This is a genomic window from Sorangium sp. So ce375, assembly GCF_051473855.1.
Taxonomy (GTDB): Bacteria; Myxococcota_A; Polyangia; order Polyangiales; family Polyangiaceae; genus Sorangium.
The window spans coordinates 1,913,487-1,933,623 of record NZ_CP150335.1; the positions used below are offsets into that span (position 1 = coordinate 1,913,487).

General features: G+C 70.3%; 17 protein-coding genes. 11 read left to right on the forward strand and 6 right to left on the reverse strand.

Annotated features, from left to right (window positions below):
- Positions 1-217 precede the first annotated feature (217 nt).
- The 10 genes from WME90_RS07325 to WME90_RS07370 all read left to right on the forward strand — a co-directional run bounded on the left by WME90_RS07325 (position 218) and on the right by WME90_RS07370 (position 10,990).
- Complete coding sequence (locus tag WME90_RS07325; RefSeq protein WP_437280357.1) at positions 218-595, forward strand: DUF1428 domain-containing protein; 378 nt, start codon at positions 218-220, stop codon at positions 593-595.
- 28 nt (positions 596-623) lie between these two features.
- Positions 624-1,850, forward strand: a complete 1,227-nt coding sequence (locus WME90_RS07330; RefSeq protein WP_437280358.1) for an STAS domain-containing protein — start codon at positions 624-626, stop codon at positions 1,848-1,850.
- A 411-nt stretch (positions 1,851-2,261) separates the two neighbouring features.
- On the forward strand, positions 2,262-2,498 hold the full coding sequence (locus tag WME90_RS07335) for a hypothetical protein (protein ID WP_437280359.1): 237 nt from the start codon (positions 2,262-2,264) through the stop codon (positions 2,496-2,498).
- Between the two features lie 132 nt (positions 2,499-2,630).
- The gene (locus tag WME90_RS07340) at positions 2,631-4,160 is read left to right on the forward strand and encodes an amidohydrolase family protein (RefSeq protein WP_437280360.1); all 1,530 of its coding nucleotides are present in this window, start codon (positions 2,631-2,633) and stop codon (positions 4,158-4,160) included.
- 368 nt (positions 4,161-4,528) lie between these two features.
- Positions 4,529-5,863, forward strand: a complete 1,335-nt coding sequence (locus WME90_RS07345; RefSeq protein WP_437280361.1) for a hypothetical protein — start codon at positions 4,529-4,531, stop codon at positions 5,861-5,863.
- Positions 5,864-6,032: 169 nt separating this feature from the next.
- Entirely contained in the window at positions 6,033-7,115 is a 1,083-nt protein-coding gene (locus tag WME90_RS07350; protein ID WP_437280362.1) for an ABC transporter substrate-binding protein, read from the forward strand.
- Between the two features lie 67 nt (positions 7,116-7,182).
- The gene (locus WME90_RS07355; RefSeq protein ID WP_437280363.1) at positions 7,183-8,043 is read left to right on the forward strand and encodes an ABC transporter permease; all 861 of its coding nucleotides are present in this window, start codon (positions 7,183-7,185) and stop codon (positions 8,041-8,043) included.
- Between the two features lie 21 nt (positions 8,044-8,064).
- Positions 8,065-8,847: an ABC transporter permease gene (locus tag WME90_RS07360; protein ID WP_437280364.1), complete on the forward strand. Its 783-nt coding sequence runs from the start codon at positions 8,065-8,067 to the stop codon at positions 8,845-8,847.
- Positions 8,848-8,918: 71 nt separating this feature from the next.
- Complete coding sequence (locus WME90_RS07365) at positions 8,919-9,674, forward strand: ABC transporter ATP-binding protein (RefSeq protein WP_437280365.1); 756 nt, start codon at positions 8,919-8,921, stop codon at positions 9,672-9,674.
- A 152-nt stretch (positions 9,675-9,826) separates the two neighbouring features.
- Positions 9,827-10,990: a sigma-54 interaction domain-containing protein gene (locus tag WME90_RS07370; protein ID WP_437283573.1), complete on the forward strand. Its 1,164-nt coding sequence runs from the start codon at positions 9,827-9,829 to the stop codon at positions 10,988-10,990.
- Between the two features lie 46 nt (positions 10,991-11,036).
- Here WME90_RS07370 and WME90_RS07375 read toward each other — a convergent pair whose 3' ends face one another.
- The 6 genes from WME90_RS07375 to WME90_RS07400 all read right to left on the reverse strand — a co-directional run bounded on the left by WME90_RS07375 (position 11,037) and on the right by WME90_RS07400 (position 19,079).
- A complete protein-coding gene (locus WME90_RS07375; RefSeq protein WP_437280366.1) occupies positions 11,037-11,717 on the reverse strand; it encodes a hypothetical protein in 681 nt (226 codons plus the stop codon).
- Between the two features lie 26 nt (positions 11,718-11,743).
- Positions 11,744-12,202: an SRPBCC family protein gene (locus tag WME90_RS07380; RefSeq protein WP_437280367.1), complete on the reverse strand. Its 459-nt coding sequence runs from the start codon at positions 12,200-12,202 to the stop codon at positions 11,744-11,746.
- 137 nt (positions 12,203-12,339) lie between these two features.
- The gene (locus WME90_RS07385; RefSeq protein ID WP_437280368.1) at positions 12,340-13,143 is read right to left on the reverse strand and encodes a phosphatase PAP2 family protein; all 804 of its coding nucleotides are present in this window, start codon (positions 13,141-13,143) and stop codon (positions 12,340-12,342) included.
- Positions 13,140-14,765, reverse strand: a complete 1,626-nt coding sequence (locus WME90_RS07390) for a M16 family metallopeptidase (RefSeq protein ID WP_437280369.1) — start codon at positions 14,763-14,765, stop codon at positions 13,140-13,142. Before WME90_RS07390 ends, WME90_RS07385 begins: the two co-directional genes overlap by 4 nt.
- A 9-nt stretch (positions 14,766-14,774) precedes the next feature.
- Entirely contained in the window at positions 14,775-16,553 is a 1,779-nt protein-coding gene (locus WME90_RS07395; RefSeq protein WP_437280370.1) for a M16 family metallopeptidase, read from the reverse strand.
- Positions 16,554-16,649: 96 nt separating this feature from the next.
- Positions 16,650-19,079 carry a lysyl oxidase family protein gene (locus WME90_RS07400; RefSeq protein ID WP_437280371.1) on the reverse strand — a complete coding sequence of 810 codons (2,430 nt, stop codon included), beginning with the start codon at positions 19,077-19,079 and terminating at the stop codon, positions 16,650-16,652.
- Positions 19,080-19,334: 255 nt separating this feature from the next.
- On the opposite strand from WME90_RS07400, the gene WME90_RS07405 reads away from it, so the two are divergent.
- Positions 19,335-20,120 (forward strand): SDR family NAD(P)-dependent oxidoreductase, encoded by a 786-nt coding sequence (locus WME90_RS07405; protein WP_437280372.1) that lies wholly within the window; start codon positions 19,335-19,337, stop codon positions 20,118-20,120.
- Positions 20,121-20,137: the final 17 nt, after the last annotated feature.

The window sequence follows — 20,137 nt, forward strand, 5'->3', positions numbered from 1 at the left end:
TGCCAGTTGGGACGCGACCGGTACCTGTGCAGCACGACAGCCGTACAGTCCGCATCTCGATTTCTCTCTCTCCGAGTCATTGCCTGCGCCGGGGCCTGTTTGCCGCGATTTGCTGAGCCTGCCCAGGGGCCGACGGGATTCGCGCCGATGGCAGAGCTTGCCATTTGTGGAGGAGCCGCGCTTGACGTCGTGAGCGGCAGGTCCTCATAATCGCGCTATGAGCTACATCGACGGATTTGTCACTCCGGTGCCTACGGGCAAAAAGGAAGTTTATCGCGAGCTCTGCGCGAAGGCCGCGCAGGTCTTCCAGGAGTATGGTGCGACGCGCGTCGTCGAGTGTTGGGGCGACGACGTCCCCGACGGCAAGATCACCGACTTCAAGGGCGCGGTGAAGGCCGAGGCAGGCGAGACCATCGTGTTCTCCTGGATCGTGTGGCCATCGAAGGAGGTGCGCGACGAGGCGAGCGTGAAGGCGAAGGACGACCCGCGCATGCAGATGACGGAGGACATGCCGTTCGACCCCAAGCGCATGATCTGGGGCGGGTTCGCCGTCCTCTTCGACTCGATGGGAGAGGAGCGCAAGGCGACCGCCTAGGTCCACGAGATCACGCCGTAGGTGCGGCGTGTCCTGGCAGATCGTGCCGGCCGTGCTCGGCGACCTGCCGACTGATCCCGACCCCCAGAAGGCGCGCCGCGTCTCCGAGGCGGTGCTGAAGACGCTGAAGCTGAACGGCGCCGGTCTCAAGGCCGCACACGAAGCGCGCCGAACGCCGGCGCAGGGCGCGCCGCTGCGGGCGCCTGCTGATCCTCCCGCGCGAACCCGAGCCGTCGGCCTCGACGCCTGCAACCTTGTCCCGCTCCTCCGCTCCTCAGGGGCGCGCGCGCTGTGCCGGTCGAGCGCCACGCTCCGCGCTTCTTTGATATATAGACCCGGACGGAACCGAGGGGAACGGATGAACTGTGAAGCGGACTACACGGCTGTCGTTGCGGAGAACCAGCAGCTGAGGCAGCGCATCCGGGAGTTGGAGCAAGCCGAGGAGGCACGGGATCGCCTCCAGGCGGCGCTGCGCCAGAGCGAGGAGAACGCGCGCGTCTTTGTCACCTACAGCCCGGCCGCGGTGGCCATGTTCGATAACGACATGCGCTACCTCATGGTCAGCCATCGCTGGCGGGAAGATTTCGGCATGAAGGAGGCGGACATCATCGGCCGGTGCCATTACGACCTCTTCCCCGAGATCCCCGAGCACTGGAGGGCGATCCACCGGCGCTGCCTCGCAGGAGCCATAGAATCGAATGATGAGGAGGCCTTCCCGCGGGCCGACGGGAGCGTCGACTGGGTGCGCTGGAAGATCTTCCCATGGTACAAGTCGGCCGGTGAGATCGGCGGGATCATGCTGTTCACGGAGGTGATCACCGACCGGAAGCGGCTCGAGGATACGCTCCGGCTGCAGGCGAAGACGCTCCTGGAGCTGTCGACGCCCATCGTGCCCATCAGCCAAGGGGTCCTCGTGTTGCCGCTGGTGGGCGTGCTGGACGCGGCGCGGGCGCAGCAGATGATGGAGAACCTGCTGAGCAAGGTGGTCGAGCGGCAGGCGCGGGTGGCGATCATCGACGTCACCGGCGTGCCGAACATCGACACGGCCTCTGCGAGCGCCCTCCTGCAGGTGGCGCGGGCGGTCCGGCTGCTCGGGGCGCAGGTCGTCCTGACGGGCATCCGGCCAGAGGTGTCCCAGGCCATCGTCAGCCTCGACATCGACCTCGCCGGCATCGTGACCCGCCGCGATCTGCAGAGCGCCATCTCGTTCGCGACCGGGATGAGCCTGGCACCAGCGCCGCGGCCCCAGCCGTGACGCACCCTGCTCGACGGCTGCTGCTGTAGCAGCACCGTCGCAGCACGCGCCTGCTGCTCCAGCAGCACGGGGTCGTCCGATATAACGGATCCGTGTCTTTTGGAGCGGACATAAGCCTGGTACGCCCCATGCACAACGTAAGCCGCAGCGGCGCAACGATCGCCGATTGGCTTTCCTGACAGAGTGCGCGACGTGTGTCGCCGCGGCTGAGTTTCCTTCGCCTCCGGGAGGTGTCGGGGCCTTCGAGTCCCTTCCGACTTCTCCCCCGGGATGTCGCGCTGGAGAGAGCGGACGCGGTCACGAAGCCGAGCGCATCTGCGGTGCTTCCGCCCGGCCTGCCCTGCTGGCCATGGCAAAGGCTTGGTCCGCGCAGTGCAATGCGTCAGGGCGATAGTTGACCTGAAGACAACCATGAAAGATCCCGTGATCGCGCTCGGCGCGATCTCATCCATCCTCGCGAGCACGACCGTGACGAACGCCCTCCTGGGCGCGCCGGCCGTCGTGCGGCGCCGCGTCGCGGCGACCCTTGCGCTCTGCGCGCAGGCGCGCTCTGCAGCTCTTCCCCGGCGCGCGCCCCGCCGGCTCGGCGCCGACGTTGCGCGGTGGACCGCCACGCGCTGTACGAGCGCCGCGCTCGCGGCGCTCTAGCTCGAAGGCCTCTCACGTTCTCAGCACAGGAGCGGGCGCCTCGTCGGCGCGCTGCCTCGTGCGCCCAGGGCGCGGCTGCCCGGCGCCGATGGCCGCCGCGCGACCGCGCGATCGCACCATGGAGACATCGTCATGAGCATCTCATCATCTCACCTCTCGCTGAAAGACGGCAAGAAGACCTCACGCTCGCGGCTCGTGCGCGACAAGCTCGATTACCCGGTCATCGACACAGATCTGCACACGATCGAGTTCGCACCGATCCTCGAGGACTACATCGCGAAGTACGGCGGCGCGAAGTCCGTCGACGAGTTCCGCGACGCGATCAACCGGGGCTTCGGCTACCTGAGCAACGAGTGGTACGAGCTCACGCCCGAGCAGCGCGCGGCGCAGCGCTCCGTCCGCCCGCCGTGGTGGGCGCTGCCGACGAAGAACACCCTCGATCTCGCCACGGTGTCGCTACCCAGCCTGCTGCACGAGCGCCTCGGCGAGTCGGGGACGGATTACGCGGTCCTGTTCCCGAACGTCTCCACGTTCGCCACCCACGTCGGCAAGGAGGATCTGCGCCGGGTGCTCATCCGCGCGGTCAACGCGTATCACGCCGACGTGTACCGGCCGTACGCCGACCGACTCACGCCGGTCGCCGCCATCCCGCTGCACACGCCGCAAGAGGGCGTGGAAGAGCTCGAGTTCGCCGTGCGCGAGCTCGGCCTCAAGGTCGCGCTCATCCCGGGCAACCTGCGGCGGCCGATCCGCGCGGTGGCCGAGAAGTACCCGTCGCGGCACCACCCGGACGTCGCGCGGCACGCGAACTGGCTCGATACGTTCGGCGTCGATAGCGAATACAACTACGACCCGTTCTGGGCCAAGGCGGTCGACCTCAGGACGGTGCTGACCACCCACTCCGCCGGGATGGGGTGGACGAGCCGCAGCTCGGTCTCGAGCTACATGTACAACCACATCGGCCACTTCGCCTCCGCCTCCGAGGCGCTCGCGAAGTCGCTCTTCTTCAGCGGCGTGACCCGCCGGTTCCCCGATCTCCGCGTCGGCTTCCTCGAGGGAGGGGCGGCCTGGGGCGCGACGCTGTTCGCCGATCTGGTGGGGCACTGGGAGAAGCGCAACGGCACGGCGGTCCAGAACTACAACCCCGATCTCATCGACGCGAAGCTGCTCTACGCGCTGTACCAGCAGTACGGCGGAAAAGAGGTCGAGGCGCGGCTCGGCGACATCCACGCCGTCCTCGGCGGGGCGCTCGGCGTGTCGAACAACTCGCGCAGGCAGCCTCAGGACCCGGCGGCGCTCGACGACTTCGCGGTTGCGGGCATCGAGCGGATCGAGGACATCCGCGACCGGTACGTGCCGAACTTCTACTTCGGCTCGGAGGCGGACGACCCGACGATCGCGTACGCGTTCAACACGAAGGTCAACCCGCTCGGCGTGCAGCTCAACGCCTTCTGGGCGTCGGACAGCGGCCACTGGGACGTGCCCGATCTGACCGAGGTCCTCGCGGACACCTGGAGCCTCGTGGAGCGCGGGGCGCTCACGGAGGCGAACTTCCGCGATCTCGTGTTCACCCATCCGTACAACTTCTTTGCCGGCAAGAACCCCGGCTTCTTCGCCGGGACCGCGGTCGAACAGAAGCTGCGGAAGAGCAAGGCGGCCTGATCGACGAACGCCGGGCGGGGCGACGGAAGCGGCCCCGCCCGGCGGTAGCTGTGAATCAACGAACCTTTCTGGATCCATTCATGCGTTTGCTCGACCGCTCAAGAACAGTTATTTCAACGACCCTCGCGACGACCCTCGTCCTTTGCGTGACGCAGGCGAGCGCGCAGAACCCGCCCGCCAGACCGCAGGGTGAGCGCCCCACGCCTGCGCCTGCCGGTGCGGCCCCTGCGCCTGCTGGCGCGGCCCGTACGCCTCCCGGTGCGGCCCCCGCGGCCCCTGCGCCTGCTGGCGCGGCCCCTGCGGCCCCTGCGCCTGCCGGCGCGGCCCCGACGCCCGCTGGCGCGGCTGCTGCGCCTGCTGGCGCGGCTGTGGCGCCCGCTGGCGCGGCCCCCGCCGCGCCGGGCGCTGCTGCCGCCGCCCCGGTCGCACCCGGCGCCCCGCCCGCCGGCGACGCCGCCGCGGAGACCTTCGTCGAGCCCGATCCCAACGCCGTCACGCGCGACGATCTGCAAGGGCTGGTCACCGACCTCGAGAACTTCAAGTTCCAGTGGCAGCGAGAGCGCGATCTCCACACTGCCCTCTCGACCCGATCCCTCCTCGTCGGCGGCGTCGTCCAGGCGCGCATCGGCTGGACGGAGCAGCCGGTGAACACGGCGACCTCGAACGATCGCAAGGTGACGTTCGACACGGGCGCCGCGAACCTCACGTTCAATGGCATCCTCTACAAGGACTACGAGGAAGGCCGCAACCTGACCTACTCGGTGCGCTTCGGCGCCTCGCCCCAGCAGGCGAGCAACAACAGCTTCCTCAACCTGCTGGACGCCCAGCTGGCGTACTCCGTGCTCCCGACCCTCGCCCCCGAGGACTGGGTCCTGCAGGTCACCCTGGGTCAGCAGCTCCTGCCCTTCGGGCTGGAGGTCCCCGCGAGCGAGGAGCTGAAGCCGGTGATCACCAACGCGCAGTTCACGACGAAGCTCGGGCTGAACCGGCGCGACCTCGGGCTCATCGTCCGCGGCGACATCCTGCCGCAGGTCGACTACGGCTACAACTACCGGGCGCCCATCCTCGCCTACGCGATTGGCATCGTCAACGGGAGCGGGCCGAACACGCCCGACGACAACAGCGAGAAGGACATCATCGGCCGCCTCGCGTTCACCGTGCCGTCCGACTACAACTCCCTCCTCCGCCAGATCACGCTCGGCGGGAGCGCGTACATCGGCTGGCAGAACACGTTCCTCAAGGACGAGAAGAAGACGCTGTCCGGGAAGGGCGCCAAGCGCCGCTTCGGCGGCGATATCTACTACAACCACTATCCGATCGGCGTCACCTACGAGTTCATCTACGGCCAGGACGACGTGACGCTCGGGACGACGGCGGAGGACCCTCGGAAGACGAGGCAAACCAGCCTGTCGCACGTGGCGACCTTCTTCTACAACTGGGGCGAGCAGTTCCTGAGGGGCTACCGCAACCAGGGCCGCTACGACGACTGGTGGCCGAAGACCTACCAGCCGTTCATCCGCGTCGATCTCTTCGACCCCAGCACCGAGGTGAAAGAGAACCGGGTCGACGTCTACACGCTCGGCTTCAACGTCTTCTTCGCGGAGACGACGAAGTTCCAGCTCAACATCAACCGCCGAGACGACCGCACGAGCACGGAGGGGGCCAAGCACGAGGTCCTAGCCCAACTCCAAGGCGGCTTCTGAGCGATGCTCACCCGCTGCGGATACGGGCCCATCTCGACGTTTTCGGTGCTCGGCGTACTGGAGTACGCCTGCGCGCCGAAAACGCCGATCTGGGCCCGTCTCCTGTGCGGGTGAGCATCGCTCGGGCGGCGGTGGGACGACTTATGCAGCGAATTGGGAGAAGAGGTTCATGAGACGAGTGTTGATTTTGGTGCAGATACTGGTCGCGGCGCTCCTGACGTTTTCTGCGCATGTGGCGCGGGCGGAGGCGCCTAGCGTGATTCGCATCGCGTTCGCGGGGGTGGGGATCGGCAATCGACCCTTTGTGGGCGGTAGCAGCCTCAGCGTGGTGCATGCGCGCGGGCTCCTGGAGGAGGAGTTCAAGAAGGACAATATCAAGATCGAGTGGTCCTTCTTCAAGGGCGCCGGGCCCGCGGTGAACGAGGCGTACGCGAACCGCCTCCTCGATTTCGCGCTTCAGGGAGACCTGCCGTCGAGCATCGGTCGGGCAGGAGGGCTCAAGACGAAGCTCCTCGCGGGGGTGTCGACGAGGCAGCACACCTACCTGGCCGTCCCGGCGGACTCGTCGATCTCGTCGCTCGCGGATCTCAAGGGGAAGAAGGTCGCCCTCTTCAAGGGGACGAACCTCCAGCTGGCTGTCGCGAAGATCCTCGCGGGGAGCGGGCTGTCGGAGCGGGATCTCCGGATCCTCAACATGGATGGGGCGACCGCCAAGGCGGCGCTCGCCACGAGGGACATCGACGCGGCGTTCGGCGGATATGACCTCCTCACGCTCCAGGACCAAGGGGTCGCCAAGATCGTCTACTCGACGAAGAACGACTCGCCGGCCTACCTGCGGCACGCCCACCTGATCGTCACCGAGGATTTCGCGAGCAAGTACCCCGACATCACGAAGCGCGTCGTCAAGGTCGTCGTGCAGGCCGCCCACTGGATCGCGCAGAGCGAGGCCAACCCGGCGCCGATCTACCAGCTCTGGTCCAAGTCCGGGGTGCCGTACTCGAACTTCAAGGCGGACCAGACGGGCGACTCGCTCAAGGTGCGCGCGAGCCCCCTGTTCGATGAATACCTGATCTCCCGCTACAAGGCGGCCGTCGCCGACGCGAAGCGGTTCGGCCTGATCAGGAGCACCTTCGACGTCGACTCCTGGATCGATCTGCGGTTCCTGAACGCGGCGCTGAAGGAGCTGAACCTCGAGGGCTACTGGCCCGAGTTCGACGCCAACGGGAAGATCAAACACCCCGGGAGGCAATGAGAGCAGCGCGCGGCGAAGGGGCCCAGCGCAGGGCAGGGCGGAAGGCTACGAGAGAAAGGCAACAAAGATGACGCAGCAGGGAATTCAAGAAAGCCAGACCCAGGCCGCCTACAAGCTCGCGGCGCCCGCCGTGGCGCTGCCCGCGGGCGGCGCCTCCAGGCTCCTGTCGCGGCGGGTGGGCAACGTCGCCGTGGGGCTCGTCTTCCCGGCGGCGCTCCTCCTCGCGTGGAGCTACGCCTCGCAGCGGGAGCTGATCCCGGCGCAGATCCTGCCGGCCCCGGGGCTCGTCGTGCAGACGCTCACCGAGCTCGCGAGCTCGGGCGATCTGCACACGAACATCGCCATCAGCCTCGGGCGCGTGCTCGGCGGCTTCGCCGCGGGCGGCGCGGCGGGCCTCGCGCTCGGCATCGCCATGGGGCTCTCGCGACGGATCGAGGAGCACGTCCACCCGCTCTTCAAGGCGCTCGCGCAGGTCCCCGTGCTCGCGTGGCTGCCGCTGGTGATGATGGTGGCGGGCATCGGCGAGCCGCTCAAGCTGATCCTCATCGCGCAGGCGAGCCTCATCCCGGTGGCGCTCAATACGTTCCAGGGCATCAAGAACGTGCCGAGATCGTACATCGAGGTGGCCCGGGTCTTCCGGTTCAGCCATGCTCAGCTGCTCCGGAAGGTCGTGCTCCCCTCCGCCGTGCCGTCCATCGCCGTCGGCATTCGGTACGGCCTTACGCAAGCGTGGCTGTCGCTCGTCACGGTCGAGCTCCTGGCCTCCTCCGAGGGCGTCGGGTTCCTGATCGTCTGGGGACGGCAGCTGTTCCAGCTCGACGTGGTGCTCGCGGCGATCCTCGTCGTGGGGATCGTCGGGCTCCTGCTCGACAAGGGGCTCGAGGCGATCGAAGCCCGCCTCCTCCGCTGGCGGCGCGCCGCGCTGTAACTCCTCACCTGGAATCGAACGATGAGCGCCATCACCCATGCTCTGATCCAGCCGCGGCTGCGGCGCGGCCTGGTCCTGCCCGTCCTGCTGTTCGTCGCGTGGCTCGTGGTCTGCCGTTACGAGCTCACCAACACCCGCATCCTGGTCCCGCCGCTCGCGGTCTGGAAGGCCGCGACAGCGCTGCACGAGAGCGGCGAGCTCTGGGGCCACCTGCGCGCCAGCCTCGTCCGGGATCTCCTTGGGCTCTCGCTCGGTGTCCTGGCAGGCGGCGCCGTCGGCGGCCTGCTCGCCGTCTCTCGCACCGCCGACAGGCTGCTGTCGCCGAGCTTCCACGCCGCGAAGCAGGTCGCGCTGTTCGCGTGGATCCCGCTCATGTCGGTGTGGCTCGGGGTGGGCGAGCAGGCCAAGGTCGCCTTCATCGCGCTCTCCGCCTTCTACCCGGTCGTCGTGAACACCTATGAAGGCGTGCGGAGCGTCGGTGTCGAGCACATCGAGGTGGCGCGGGTGCTCCGCTTCTCGCGGTGGAAGGTGCTCCGCAAGGCCATCCTGCCGTCCGCCGCGCCTTCGCTCTTCGCGGGCGTGCACCAGGGGCTCATCTACGCGTGGCTCGGCACGCTCGGGGCCGAGTACCTGCTCGAGCCCGCCCCCGGCATCGGCAGCCTGATGGTGGACGGGCGCGAGCGCTTCGCGATGGATGTCGTGCTGGTCGGGCTGATCGTGTCCGGCCTCGTGGGCTTCGGCCTGAACGCGCTGGCCAAGGCCGCGGAAGACCGCCTGCTGCGATGGCGCGTCCGCGGCGTGTGAACGTCGTCAACGTCTGCTTCCGTCTGCTTCCGTCTGCTTCGTCCGCTTTCGTCTGCTTCGAGGAGGAAGTCATGAGCTCGCCTGGAGTCATCAACATTCGCGATGTCAGCAAGAAGTACGTGGTCAAGGACGAGTCCCTGGAGGTCCTCCGGGGGATCGGCCTGACCATCCACCCCGGCGAGTTCATCAGCGTCGTGGGCACGAGCGGTTGCGGCAAGTCGACGCTCCTCCGGCTCCTGGTCGGGCTGGACGGCGACTACGAGGGCGACATCCTCGTCGGCGGCGCGCGCGTCGAGGGGACGAGCCTCGATCGGGGCATCGTCTTCCAGGAGCACCGGCTCTTCCCCTGGCTGACCATCGAGCAGAACGTCGCGCTCGGGCTCGAGAGCTCGACGTGGACGCAGGCCGAGAAGGCCCGCGCGGTGGACGAGCACCTCGAGCTCGTGGGGCTGTCGGGGTTCAAGCGGGCCTACCCGCACCAGCTCTCCGGCGGGATGGCCCAGCGGGCGGCGATCGCGCGCGGGCTGGTCAACCGGCCGGGCATCCTGCTGCTGGACGAGCCGTTCGGCGCGCTCGACGCGCTGACCCGCGCGAAGCTGCAGCAGGAGCTCCAGCGCATCTGGCAGGAGGAGCGGATCACCATGATCCTTGTCACGCACGACGTCGAAGAGGCCGTGTTCCTCGGCGACCGCGTCGTCGTGCTCGAGCCGCGGCCCGGGAGGATCAAGCACATCGTCCCCGTCGGGGCGCCGCGCCCGCGGTCCCGCACCGATCACGACATCAAGGCCCTCGTCGACGAGGTGCGCGGCTACCTCCTCGAGGCGTGACGTGACCGATCGAGGCGCAGCGTGACGGAAGGCCCGAAGCCATCCGGGGCAACCGGTGGGGCCGCGCCAGAGAAAGATCGCTGGCGCACGCCAGGGTCATCCGTTATAATGGACGAACCATCCGTTATCATGGTGAGTAAAGCCCGATGACAATGCCCTTGCTCACGCTTCCCAATACGAGCTCGCTGGCCCTTTCTGTGCGCGCCAAGGCGCTTGTGTTCGAGGATCCGCGATCGCAGGCGATCCTCGACCGGATCCGGCAGCTCTCGCCGAGCGACGCGACGTTGCTCGTGACGGGGGAGACCGGCACGGGCAAAGAGATTGTAGCCCGTCACATCCACGCGCTCAGCCACCGGCGGGGGCGGCCCTTCGTGGCGGTCAATTGCGGCGCCTGGTCGGAGTCGCTTGTCGAGAGCGAGCTGTTCGGCCACGAGAAGGGCGCCTTTACAGGGGCGACGACCTCGAAGGCCGGCTGGTTCGAGGCCGCGGACGGCGGCACGCTGTTCCTCGACGAGATCGGGGATCTGTCGCTGCCGCTCCAGGTGAAGCTGCTGCGCGTGCTGCAGGAGCGCGAGGTGGTGCGGCTCGGCTCGCGCCAGCCGATCCCGATCGACGTGCGGCTCATCGCGGCGACCAACGTGAACCTGGAGGAGGCCGTGATCGCGCGGAAGTTCCGCGAGGATCTCTTCTACCGGCTCAACGTGGCGACGCTGGCGCTCCCGCCGCTGCGCGAGCGGCCGGGCGACATCCTCCCGCTGGCGCGCTACTTCCTCGAGCTCTATGCGCACCGGCTCGGCTCGGGGCCGGCGGTGCTCACGGCGGAGGCGACGGCGCGGCTCCTCGGGCACCCGTGGCCCGGGAACATCCGGGAGCTCGAGAACGCGATGCACCACGCCCTCCTTGTCTGCAAAGGGCAGGAGGTCACCCCGGGGGATCTGCGCCTCACGGCGCTCCAGCCGAAGGCGGGGGCGAGCGTTCCTCCGCCGGAGCAGGGCGCGACGGACGTCGTGTCGCAGGTCAGGCCGACGCCGCAGGCGACGGCGCTGGAGGGCGCGCTGCTGGCGCTGTTCGAGCAGAACCTGCCGAACCTGCACGAGCAGATCGAGGAGACGATCATCCGGACGGCGTACCGCTATTGCGATCGCAACCAGCTCCAGACGGCGAGGCTGCTCGGCATCAGCAGGAACATCGTGCGCGCGCGCCTCGCGCAGTTCGGGGAGCTGGCGCGCTATCGCGCGTCGCGCGGCGGCGCGGCGGCCACGGCGTTCGGGCGAGGGGAGGCGAGCTCCGCGCCGCGCGCCCCGGGGACGACCTGAGCGCGTCAGCTCGGCTGTGCGGGGGGCGCCGGCGCGGCGAGGCCGGCTAGGGGCGCGACGGGGAGGCCGGCCGGGAGCGGCCCGGCGTGCGGGGGCGGGCCCTCGCGCGCGGTGTCCTCGTCCCGAGGGCCTCCCGCACCGTCGTGGCCGTGGCCGCCTTCGCGATCCACCGATCGAGCTTCGCTGCGTCGGCGCAGGCCCGGATGCGCGCCTCGTCGTCCTGCGAGGGAGGGAGCCCGCGCGCCCGCAGCAGCGTGAGCAGCGCGTCTTGACGGCCTCGGGCCTCGCCCTCGGCCCGGCCCTTGGCCTCGCCCTCGGCCCGGCCCTTGGCCTCGCCTTCGGCCCGGCCCTTGGCCTCGCCCTCGGCCCGGCCCTTCTTCCGCCCCTGCGCTTCGAGGAAGAGGCGGAGCTTCCGGGCAGCGGGTGTCTCCGGGATCTTGTCGGGGTTCATCGAGGCCTCCCTAAGGAGCTCCAGCATCCGCTCGCTGAGCACCGAGAGGATCGCACGCTGCTGGGCCCGTCGCAACGCGCGCGGTAGCCGCTCGGTCAACTCGAACGCCCGCTCGACGAGGGCGCGCGCTCCAGGGCCATGGCGGTGCTGCATGGCCCAGGCCGCGAAGAGCGCGAGCTCAGGGTGGCGCTCGTCGAGCAACGCCTGACCCTCGGCATGGCCGAGGTGGAGCACGACCGGCTTGAGCTGGAGCACGGTCCCGAGGCGCGTCTGCACGCACGCCACGCGCTCGGCCCAGCGGGCTACCGCGGCGGGGCTTCGCAGGCTCGTCGCGTCACCTCGTGGCGGTAGTCGAACATCCGCTCCAGCTTGCGCCGAACGAAGCGACCGCCGCCGAGCCGACCGAGCGCGCCGAGAGGGAGCTCGTACTCCACGTGATCGGTGAGGTAGCAGCCGCCCGAGCCGTCGGGGTCCGTGCGGTGGGTGTGGACCCAGCGCTTGAACGGCCCGCTGCGCTGCGTGTCCTGGAACATCCGGCCCCGCTCGTACTGCGTGTGCTCCGCGACCCAGCGCAGCGGGACGGGGCCGACGCGCGTCTCCACGACCACGCGCGCGCCGACGAGGATGCCGCCGGTCTTCTCCACGACGCGCATGCGCTCCCAGGGGGGCGTGAGGCGCTCGAGCGCGTCCGGCTCCTCATGGAAGGCGAAGACCCGCTCGGGGGGCGCGGCGATGCGCGTGCGCTTCTCGAAGATGGGCATGCGCGAGCATGGATCGCGCCCCGCCCCTCTTCGAGAAGCACACGCGCGCCCTGCCACCGCTCCTGGCCGATCGGCCAGGGAAGGGTGAGGATGCGCGCGCACGGCCGCCGAGCCCCGGCGGCCCCTCGCCGGCACGCTCAGAACGTCCACGACCAGGTGACCGCGGCGGGCTCCGAGGGCGGATCGGGCAGCGCGCCGGCCGCGTACCGCGCCTCGCTCGGCTCGATGGGATGGATGGCCGCGATCGCGAAGCCCGTCACGTGGCCCACGATCATGCCGGCGCCGACGTCCTGCCACGAGTGCGCGCCGGCGCCGATCCGCAGCGCCATCGTCACCACCGTGGCCGCCTCGGCGAGGGCGAGCGCGCCGAGGCGCGGCGCGGCGTCGCCGGTCGTGCGCAGCGCGAGGTTCAGGCGCGCGCCCGCGATGGCCGCGACCGGGGTCGTGTGACCCGAGGGGAAGGCGTCGAAATCGAGGTCGGTCTCGCCGCACCGATCGGTCCGCCACGAGCGCGGCCGGCACCGGCCCGACAGGCGCTTGATCACGTTCGAGAGGCCGGTCGACAGCGCCGCCGCCTCGACCTCGATGAGCGACGTCCTGAGCGCCCGCGAGAAGGGGCGGGGGACGCCGGCGCCCCCGAGGTAGCTGCCCTCGAGGGCGTACCCGCTGCCGAGGAGGAGCAGCGTGCCCACCGCGGCGCCGGTGATGTCGCTGGCGAGGCCGATCGCGTCGTTGCGCTCCTCGCTGGAGGCGGCGCCCCATCCCGAGCGGCGCTGCGGGAGCAGGTACGTCGCGAGCGAGGCGGTGCACGCCGCGGCGAGGGCCGCCTCGCCGCCCGGCGCACCGAACGCCCAGTCCGGGGCCGCCGGCCCCGCCTGCGCGGCGGCGGGCGCGCTCCACGCCAGCGCGCACACGCAGGCGAGCGGCGCGGCGTACCTCACGGCTTCTTCGCTGCGGCGGGCGTCGCTCCGGGCGCCGCGGGCTGAACGGGCGCCGCCGGCTTTGCGGCCAGGGGCGCCGTGGCCGCCACCGGCTTGCTGGCCGCCGGCGGATCGAGCGTCACGCCTTTCGCCTTCTGCACGATGACCTCACCGAGCTGCAACGCCGAGAGCTGCTCTCCGATGGCGCTGGCGTCGCCCACCAGGATGACCCGGAGCTGCTCGGGCACGAGGTACGTCTGCGCGACCCGCTGCACGTCCGCGGGCGTGATCCGCTGGAGCCTCGCCGGTCGCGTCGCGTACTCGTCGAGCGGCAGATCGTAGATCGCGAGGCCCGCCATCGTCGATGCGGTCGCGTCCGCCGTCTCGAAGCGCGCCGGCAGCTGGCGGATGAGGTTCGCCTTGGCGTCAGCGAGCTCCTCGTTGGTGACGGGCTCCCTCCGCATCCGGTCGATCTCCGCGAAGATCTCCCGCACGGCGGGGCCCGTGTTCTCGCGCACGATGGCGCCGCCCGCGGAGAACGGGCCCGCTCCGTGGCGCATCTCGAAGCTGGAGCGCGCGCCGTAGGTGTAGGCGTGCTTCTCGCGCAGGTTCAGGTTGAGCCGGCTCGAGAACTGCCCGCCGAGGAGGGTGTTCATCACGAGCAGCGCGTCGTAGTCCTTCGTCGCGCGCGGCACGCCCGGCATCGTCACCGTCACGGTCGACTGCGTGAGCCCTGGCCGGTCGACGACCACGATGCGCGGCGTGCCCGCCGCGACCGCCGGCGGATCGGCGGGGACCTCCGCCTTCGCGACGGGCGGCGCGGAGGCGGCGCCCTTCCAGGCCCCGAAGACCCGCTCGACCTCCTTCACCGCGTCGGCCTTGGTGATGTCCCCGGCGATGGCGACGGTCGTCAGCTCCGGCCGGAACTGCGCGGCGTGGAACTTCGCCAGGGCGCCCGCCGTGATCTTCTTCAGCGCCGCCTCGGTGCCGATGAGCGGCGCGCTGTACGGGTGGCCCTTAGGGTAGAGGACCTGGCCCTGGGCGATGGTGAGGAGCGACGCGGGGCGATCGTTCATCTCGGCGAGCTGGGTGATGCGGCGCGACCGCTCGCGCTCGATCTCTGCCGGCGCGAAGGCCGGGTTCATGTACGCGTCGCCGAGCAGCGTGAGCATCTCGCCGAACCTCGGCGTCACGCTCTGGCCCTCCACGCCGCCGTAGTCGAAGTGGACGACAGACGAGGCGCTCGCGCCGAGCTTGCCGAGCGCGTCGCTGAGCGAAAGCGCGCTGCGGGTCCTTGTGCCCTGCATGAGCATCGCGCCGGCGAACGCGCCCACGGCCGGCTCGGCCTGGTCGGCGCCGCGGACAGTGGTCACGTTCACGGCCACGATCGGCAGCTCGTGCCGCTCGACGACGAGGACGCGGATCCCGTTCGCGAGCTTCGCCTCCTCGATCCGCGGCGGCTGGAAGACCACCTCCGGCCCCGGGGCAGGCGGCGATTTGCGGAAGTCATCCACCGCCGCGGCGGCGGGCGGCGCCGCGGCGGGGGGCTGCGCGCTGGGAGGCGCGGGGGGAGGCGTTGACGTGACCGGAGCGCAGGCGGCGAGCGCCATGGCTGCGAGCGAGGCGGAGACGGTTCGTTTCATGCGCATGGCTCAACCCCCCTTCGGCGCGGCCGGGCCGGCCGCAGGCCTGTCGACCGCGGGCTTCGTGCCAGCGGGCTTCATGATGGCCGGCGCGGTCGCCGGTTCGTCGGCTGCCGGCGCTGCCGGTACCGCCGCGGGCGCCGCGGCGGCGGGCTTCGCGTCTGCTGCCGTTGCGGGCGCCGCGGCGGCGGGCTTCGCGCCTGCCGCCGTGGCCGCGGGCTTCGCGCTCGCCACGGCCGCGGGCGCCGCCGTCTCGGTCTGCTTCACGAGGCGCCCGGCCTTCGGAGCGCCTGGCTTCGGCGTGACGAGGGCGATCACTCGCTTGCCTTGGGGCAGGAAATCCGCCGTCACCTTCTGCAGGTCGGCGGCCGTGGCCCTCTCGTACCTGGCCACGTCTTTCGGGAAGTACCCTGGATCCCCGGTGAGCTGGTTGTAGTTGTTGATGGCGTTCGCGCGGGCCGTCACCTCCTCCATGCTGAAGACCAGATCCGAGAGCAGCTTGGCCTGGGCCCGGTCGTGCTCGTCCCGCGTCGGCGGCGCCTTGCGCAGCCGATCGAGCTCCGCATCGATGAGCTTCAGCGCCTGTTCGGGGGACTTGCCCTTCTTCAGGGTAGCGGTGATCTGGAAGGTGCTGGCGAGCTGGCTCGATTGCTGGACCGCGAAGACGTCCTGCGCGATCTGGAGATCGTACACGAGCTTCTTGTAGAGCCGGCTCGTCTTGCCCGAGGTGAGCACGTTGGCGACGAGGTCGAGCTCGGCGTCGCCGGGCGCGAAGCTCGGCGGCGTCACCCAGCTGATCGTCACGCGGGGCAGCTCCACGTCCGCCTCGATCTCGAGGCGCTTCTCGGTCGCGAGGTCGCCCGGATCGGGCTTCGTCGCGACGGGCGGCGGGGCGCCCTTCGTGATGGGGCCGAAGTACTTCTGGATGAGCTCCTTCGCCCTGCTCCGCTCGATGTCGCCCGCCACGACGAGGGTCGCGTTGTTGGGCACGTAGAACGTCCGGAAGAAGGCCCTCACATCGTCCATCTGCGCGGCGTCGAGGTCCTCGGGCGTACCGATGGTCAGCAGGCGGTAGGGGTGATTCTCCGGGAAGCTGGCTGCGCGGAGGAACTGCGGCACGAGGCCGTGGGGCGCGTTCTCGTAGTTCTGGCGGCGCTCGTTCTTCACGACGTTGCGCTGGCTCGTGAACGTCTCTTCGTTCGCGTGGTTGAGCAGCCACCCCATCCGGTCGCTCTCCAGCCAGAGCACCAGCGCGAGCTCGTTGGCAGGGACGGTCTCGAAGTAGTTCGTGCGGTCGGTGTTCGTCGTCCCGTTGCGGTCGCTCGCGCCGGCCCGCTCCAGGTACTTGAAGAACATGTCCTCGCCCACGTGCTTCGAGCCCTGGAACATGACGTGCTCGAACAGGTGCGCGAAGCCGTTCTTCCCCCGAGGCTCGTCCTTGGACCCGACGTGATACCAGACGTTGACCGCGACGACGGGCGTGCGGTGATCCTCGTGCAGGATCACCTCGAGCCCGTTCTCGAGCGTGTACTTCTCGATCGGGATCGCGACGCCCACGCTGGTCGCCGCAGCAGCAGGCTGCGCCGCAGCAGCAGGCTGCGCCGTCGTCGCGGGCTGCGCCGTCGTCGCGGGCTGCGCCGCAGGTCGAGCCGCAGCAGGCTGCGTCGGCGCTGCGGCCGGGGGCGCGGCGTAGGCGGGCAACGTCAGGCCGAGCGCGGCGACGAGCGCGCTGGAAAGGGACGAGAGCGCCAGGAGGCGCGTCCGTTCGGACCGATGGTGGGCTCGCATGGGCGCGGTTTTAGCGCAGATCGCCCGAGGTCGAGCGCAAACTTCGCTCGTGGGGAGAGGCGCGGCGCCGCGCGGTCCACGCCAGGCGGCGCTCTCTCACTGGAATTGCGTGACGAAGAGCTGGTACGGCCCGAAATCCACTGGAGTACGTCCCTTCACGGTGATGGCGCCGAGGCTCCCTCCCGGTCGTGCCCCGTATATCCGGGAGTTCACGCCCTCCACCTCGCCCGCGCACGCGCTGAGCGGGCCGAAGCACTCGACGTCGATCGGATTGCACGCGTCGTCCGTGGTCTTGATCGTCATCGGGAAGTCGGTCAGCCCACACGAGGACACGACGGTGGACATCTCCGGGCAAACGGGGACATAGAACGCCTGCTCAGGGCTGCTCGCGCCGCACACGGATCTCGGCGGGATCGGCGCCCCGGTGGTGTCGCCGCTGACGAGCCCGCGGCCCGTGATGACCTCGGCCCTCTCGCCGAGGCACGACGCGCGCTGGAACCTGAGGCGAACCGTGCCGACCGCCTCCGGGTGCGCGGCCTTGACCACCACGGTGTAGGTCCCGGCGCGGAGCCTCGCCGCGAAGTGCGCGCCCGGCACGAGGTCGCCGCAGCTGTGGGCCGCGCAGCCGACGGGGGCGCCGCTGCACCCGTCGCCCTCGAGCACCGCGAGCGCCGTGTCGACGTCCGACGCCAGGGTGCCGAGGTACACGACCTCGTCGGACGGGAGCGTGAACCGGAAGAACACCTCGCCGCCGTCGCCGCCGCACGGCAGCCGGACATCGGAGGTGTTCTCTGCCGTGATCTCCGCCGCGTAATCCATCGAGCTCGTCAGCTCTCCCGGCGTCTCGCAGCGGTCGGCGCCCGGGATCGGCGTGCAGCCGTCGTCCGGGACGCCGTTGCAGTTCTCGTCGACCGCGTTGCCGCACACCTCCGGCACCGGGGAGGCGCACCCCTCGCCCTCGCAGCCGTCGTCGGGGAGCCCATCACAGTCCTGGTCCACCCGGTCCCCGCAGATCTCCGGCTCGGGCACGCAGGGCGTGAACGCCGGGACGTGGACGGGCACCTCGACCACGTTGTTCTCGATCGATTGCTCGGCGATCGCGCCGATCGGGTTGACGGTGACGCGGAGGGTGTAATCCCCCTCGGGCACGTCCGTCACGTCGACCCACTGGCACGGCGTGCCGACGTCGTAGGTGTCGGCCCACCCCGCGCTCAGGAAGTTGCACCCCATGCCTCCCGAGGTCGGGTAGCCCCGCGGCGCGGGAGACGCCGGATCGAGAGGCTCCATGTCGACAAGGCAAAACGCCTGCTTGTGCCCCTGGGAGACGACCTCGCCGTCCGCGCCCACGAGCCGGTAATCGGTGAAGTCCAGGAAATGGAAGTGCTGGTGGCACTGCGCGTACTCGAAGAGCGGGCTGTTGAACTCGGGGCCGGGGTCGAGGTGGCCGGGCCCTGCGTTCTCGATGCGCCCTTCGAACTCGAGGAGGTGCCGCCGGCCGGGGCCTCCGATGCACCTTTCCATGAGCTCGCAGGCGTCTCTGGGGAACGTCTGGTACGAGAACCGGATCGTGTCGACGATGCGCTGCTCGTCCGGGCGCAGGTCGGGCACGATGCAGACGCCGTCGTTGCACGCGTGGCCGCTCGGACAGCACGCGCCGCCGCAGATCGTGCCGTCGCAGGCGGTGTAGTCGACCGGGAGGACGATCGTGTTGTTGTCGAAGCGCGCCTCGGCGACGGTCCTGTTCGGGTTCACGGTGATCTCGAGCTCGTAGGACCCGGCCGGGACGCCGGTCACGTCGAGGGCGTCGCACGCCACGGTGCCGGGCTGCTCGACGCGCTCTCCTGGGCCGAGGCCCTGGGCGTCGCAGCCGTACTGGCCGCCTGGCATCGCGACGCAGCGCGCGTCGAGCTCGGCCTCGGCGACCACCGCGCCGCCCTGCTGGAGGCGCGCGCGGAAGAAGCGCGGGACGACGTAGCTGTCCTCGCAGAAATTCGGCTCGAAGACGTCGCTTTCGGAGGGCGTGCCGAGGTCGAGCGGCGCGTCGCCGGCGTTCTCGAGCGAGACGTGGAACCGCATGAGCGCCCGCCGGCCGCTCGCGCCGACGCAGCCGTGCAGCAGCTCGCACGCGTCCTCGCCGACGCGGACCGTCGCGAACGTGACGGGCTCTCCTCGCTCCGGGAGCCCGAGCACGAGGTCCGCCGCCTCGCAGCCGCCGTGCAAACACGTGGCGCCGGGGCTGCAGCACGCCGTGTCGCCGCAGGCGCGCGCCTCGTCGCACGCGTCGGTGCAGCCCGACGGCTCTCCCTCGGCGCCGATCTGGCACCGCGCGCCTCGGGGACACACGATGTCCGAGCCTGGGCAACGGACGCTCCCTGGCGCGCCGCCGTTGCCGGAACCGCCGCTCCCGCCGTCTCCCGAGCTGCCGCCACCGACGGCGCCCGAGGGCGGCTCGGACGGCCCGCCGTCCCCGCAGGCGGCGGCCGCCAGGAGGGAGCTTATCAACAGCGTTCCGACAAGCTTCTTCATGTTCACCGGGAGACGAGGAATCGACGAGCGGCGTGAATCGAGCGGTGTCGCGTCGCCGCTGCGCACAGCGAAGCAAGACCCGCATCGTAGGCGCGCGGCCGGTCGAAAGCAGCTCGAACGCGCAGCCAGGCAAGATTCCGACCCGGCCTCTGCGGCCATCTCTCGGTGCCTGGCGCGCCCGGGCTGCCGCTCGTCGGCTGGGCGCGAACAGCGTATTTCCCTCGGCTCACCCGCGGAGCGTGTACTCTCGCCGACATGGCTCCCGTCGTCGTCATCACCGGTGCATCCAGCGGAATTGGTCGATCGCTCGCTTTCTCCTGGGCGAAGCGCGGCGCGCGCGTGGTGCTGAGCGCGCGCGGGCGAGACGAGCTGGAGCGCGTCGCCTCGGAGGTGCGCGCGGCGGGGGGCGACGCCCTCGCCGTGGCCGGCGACGTGACCGTCGAGGAGGATCGCAAGGCGCTCTGCGAGCGGGCGCTCGGCGCGTATGGCCGGCTGGACGTGCTGGTGAACAACGCGGGGCGCGGCTACTACGCGCCTTCGATCGAGGTCGACCCCGCCGAGCTCGAGGCGATCTACCGGCTGAACGTCGTCGCCCCCGTGCGCCTCGCGCAGCTCGCGATCGAGCCCCTCGCGGCCGCGAAGGGCACCATCGTCATGGTCTCCTCCATCGCGGGGCTCGTCGCCGCCCCGCGGATGGGCCCGTACGCCTCATCGAAGTTCGCGCTGGAGGCGCTCGCGATGTCGCTCCGCGCGGAGCTCTCGTCGCGCGGCGTGCGCGTGCTCGTCGTGCGGCCAGGGCCTGTCGAGACCCCGTTCCATGCGCACGCCGTGGTGACCGACGACAACGTCGGCTACCGCCCGCCGGGCCACAAGAAGCAGAGCCCGGACGAGGTCGCCGAGATGATCGTGCGCGCCGTCGAGGCGGACCGCGACGTCCTGGAGACGAGCCTGTTCGTGAAGACCGCGAGCCTCGCCGCCCGCGTGGCGCCTGGCCCCATGCGCTGGATCTCGAAGCGGATGGCGCGCCGCTCGGGGTTCTGAGCGACGCGCGCCATTCC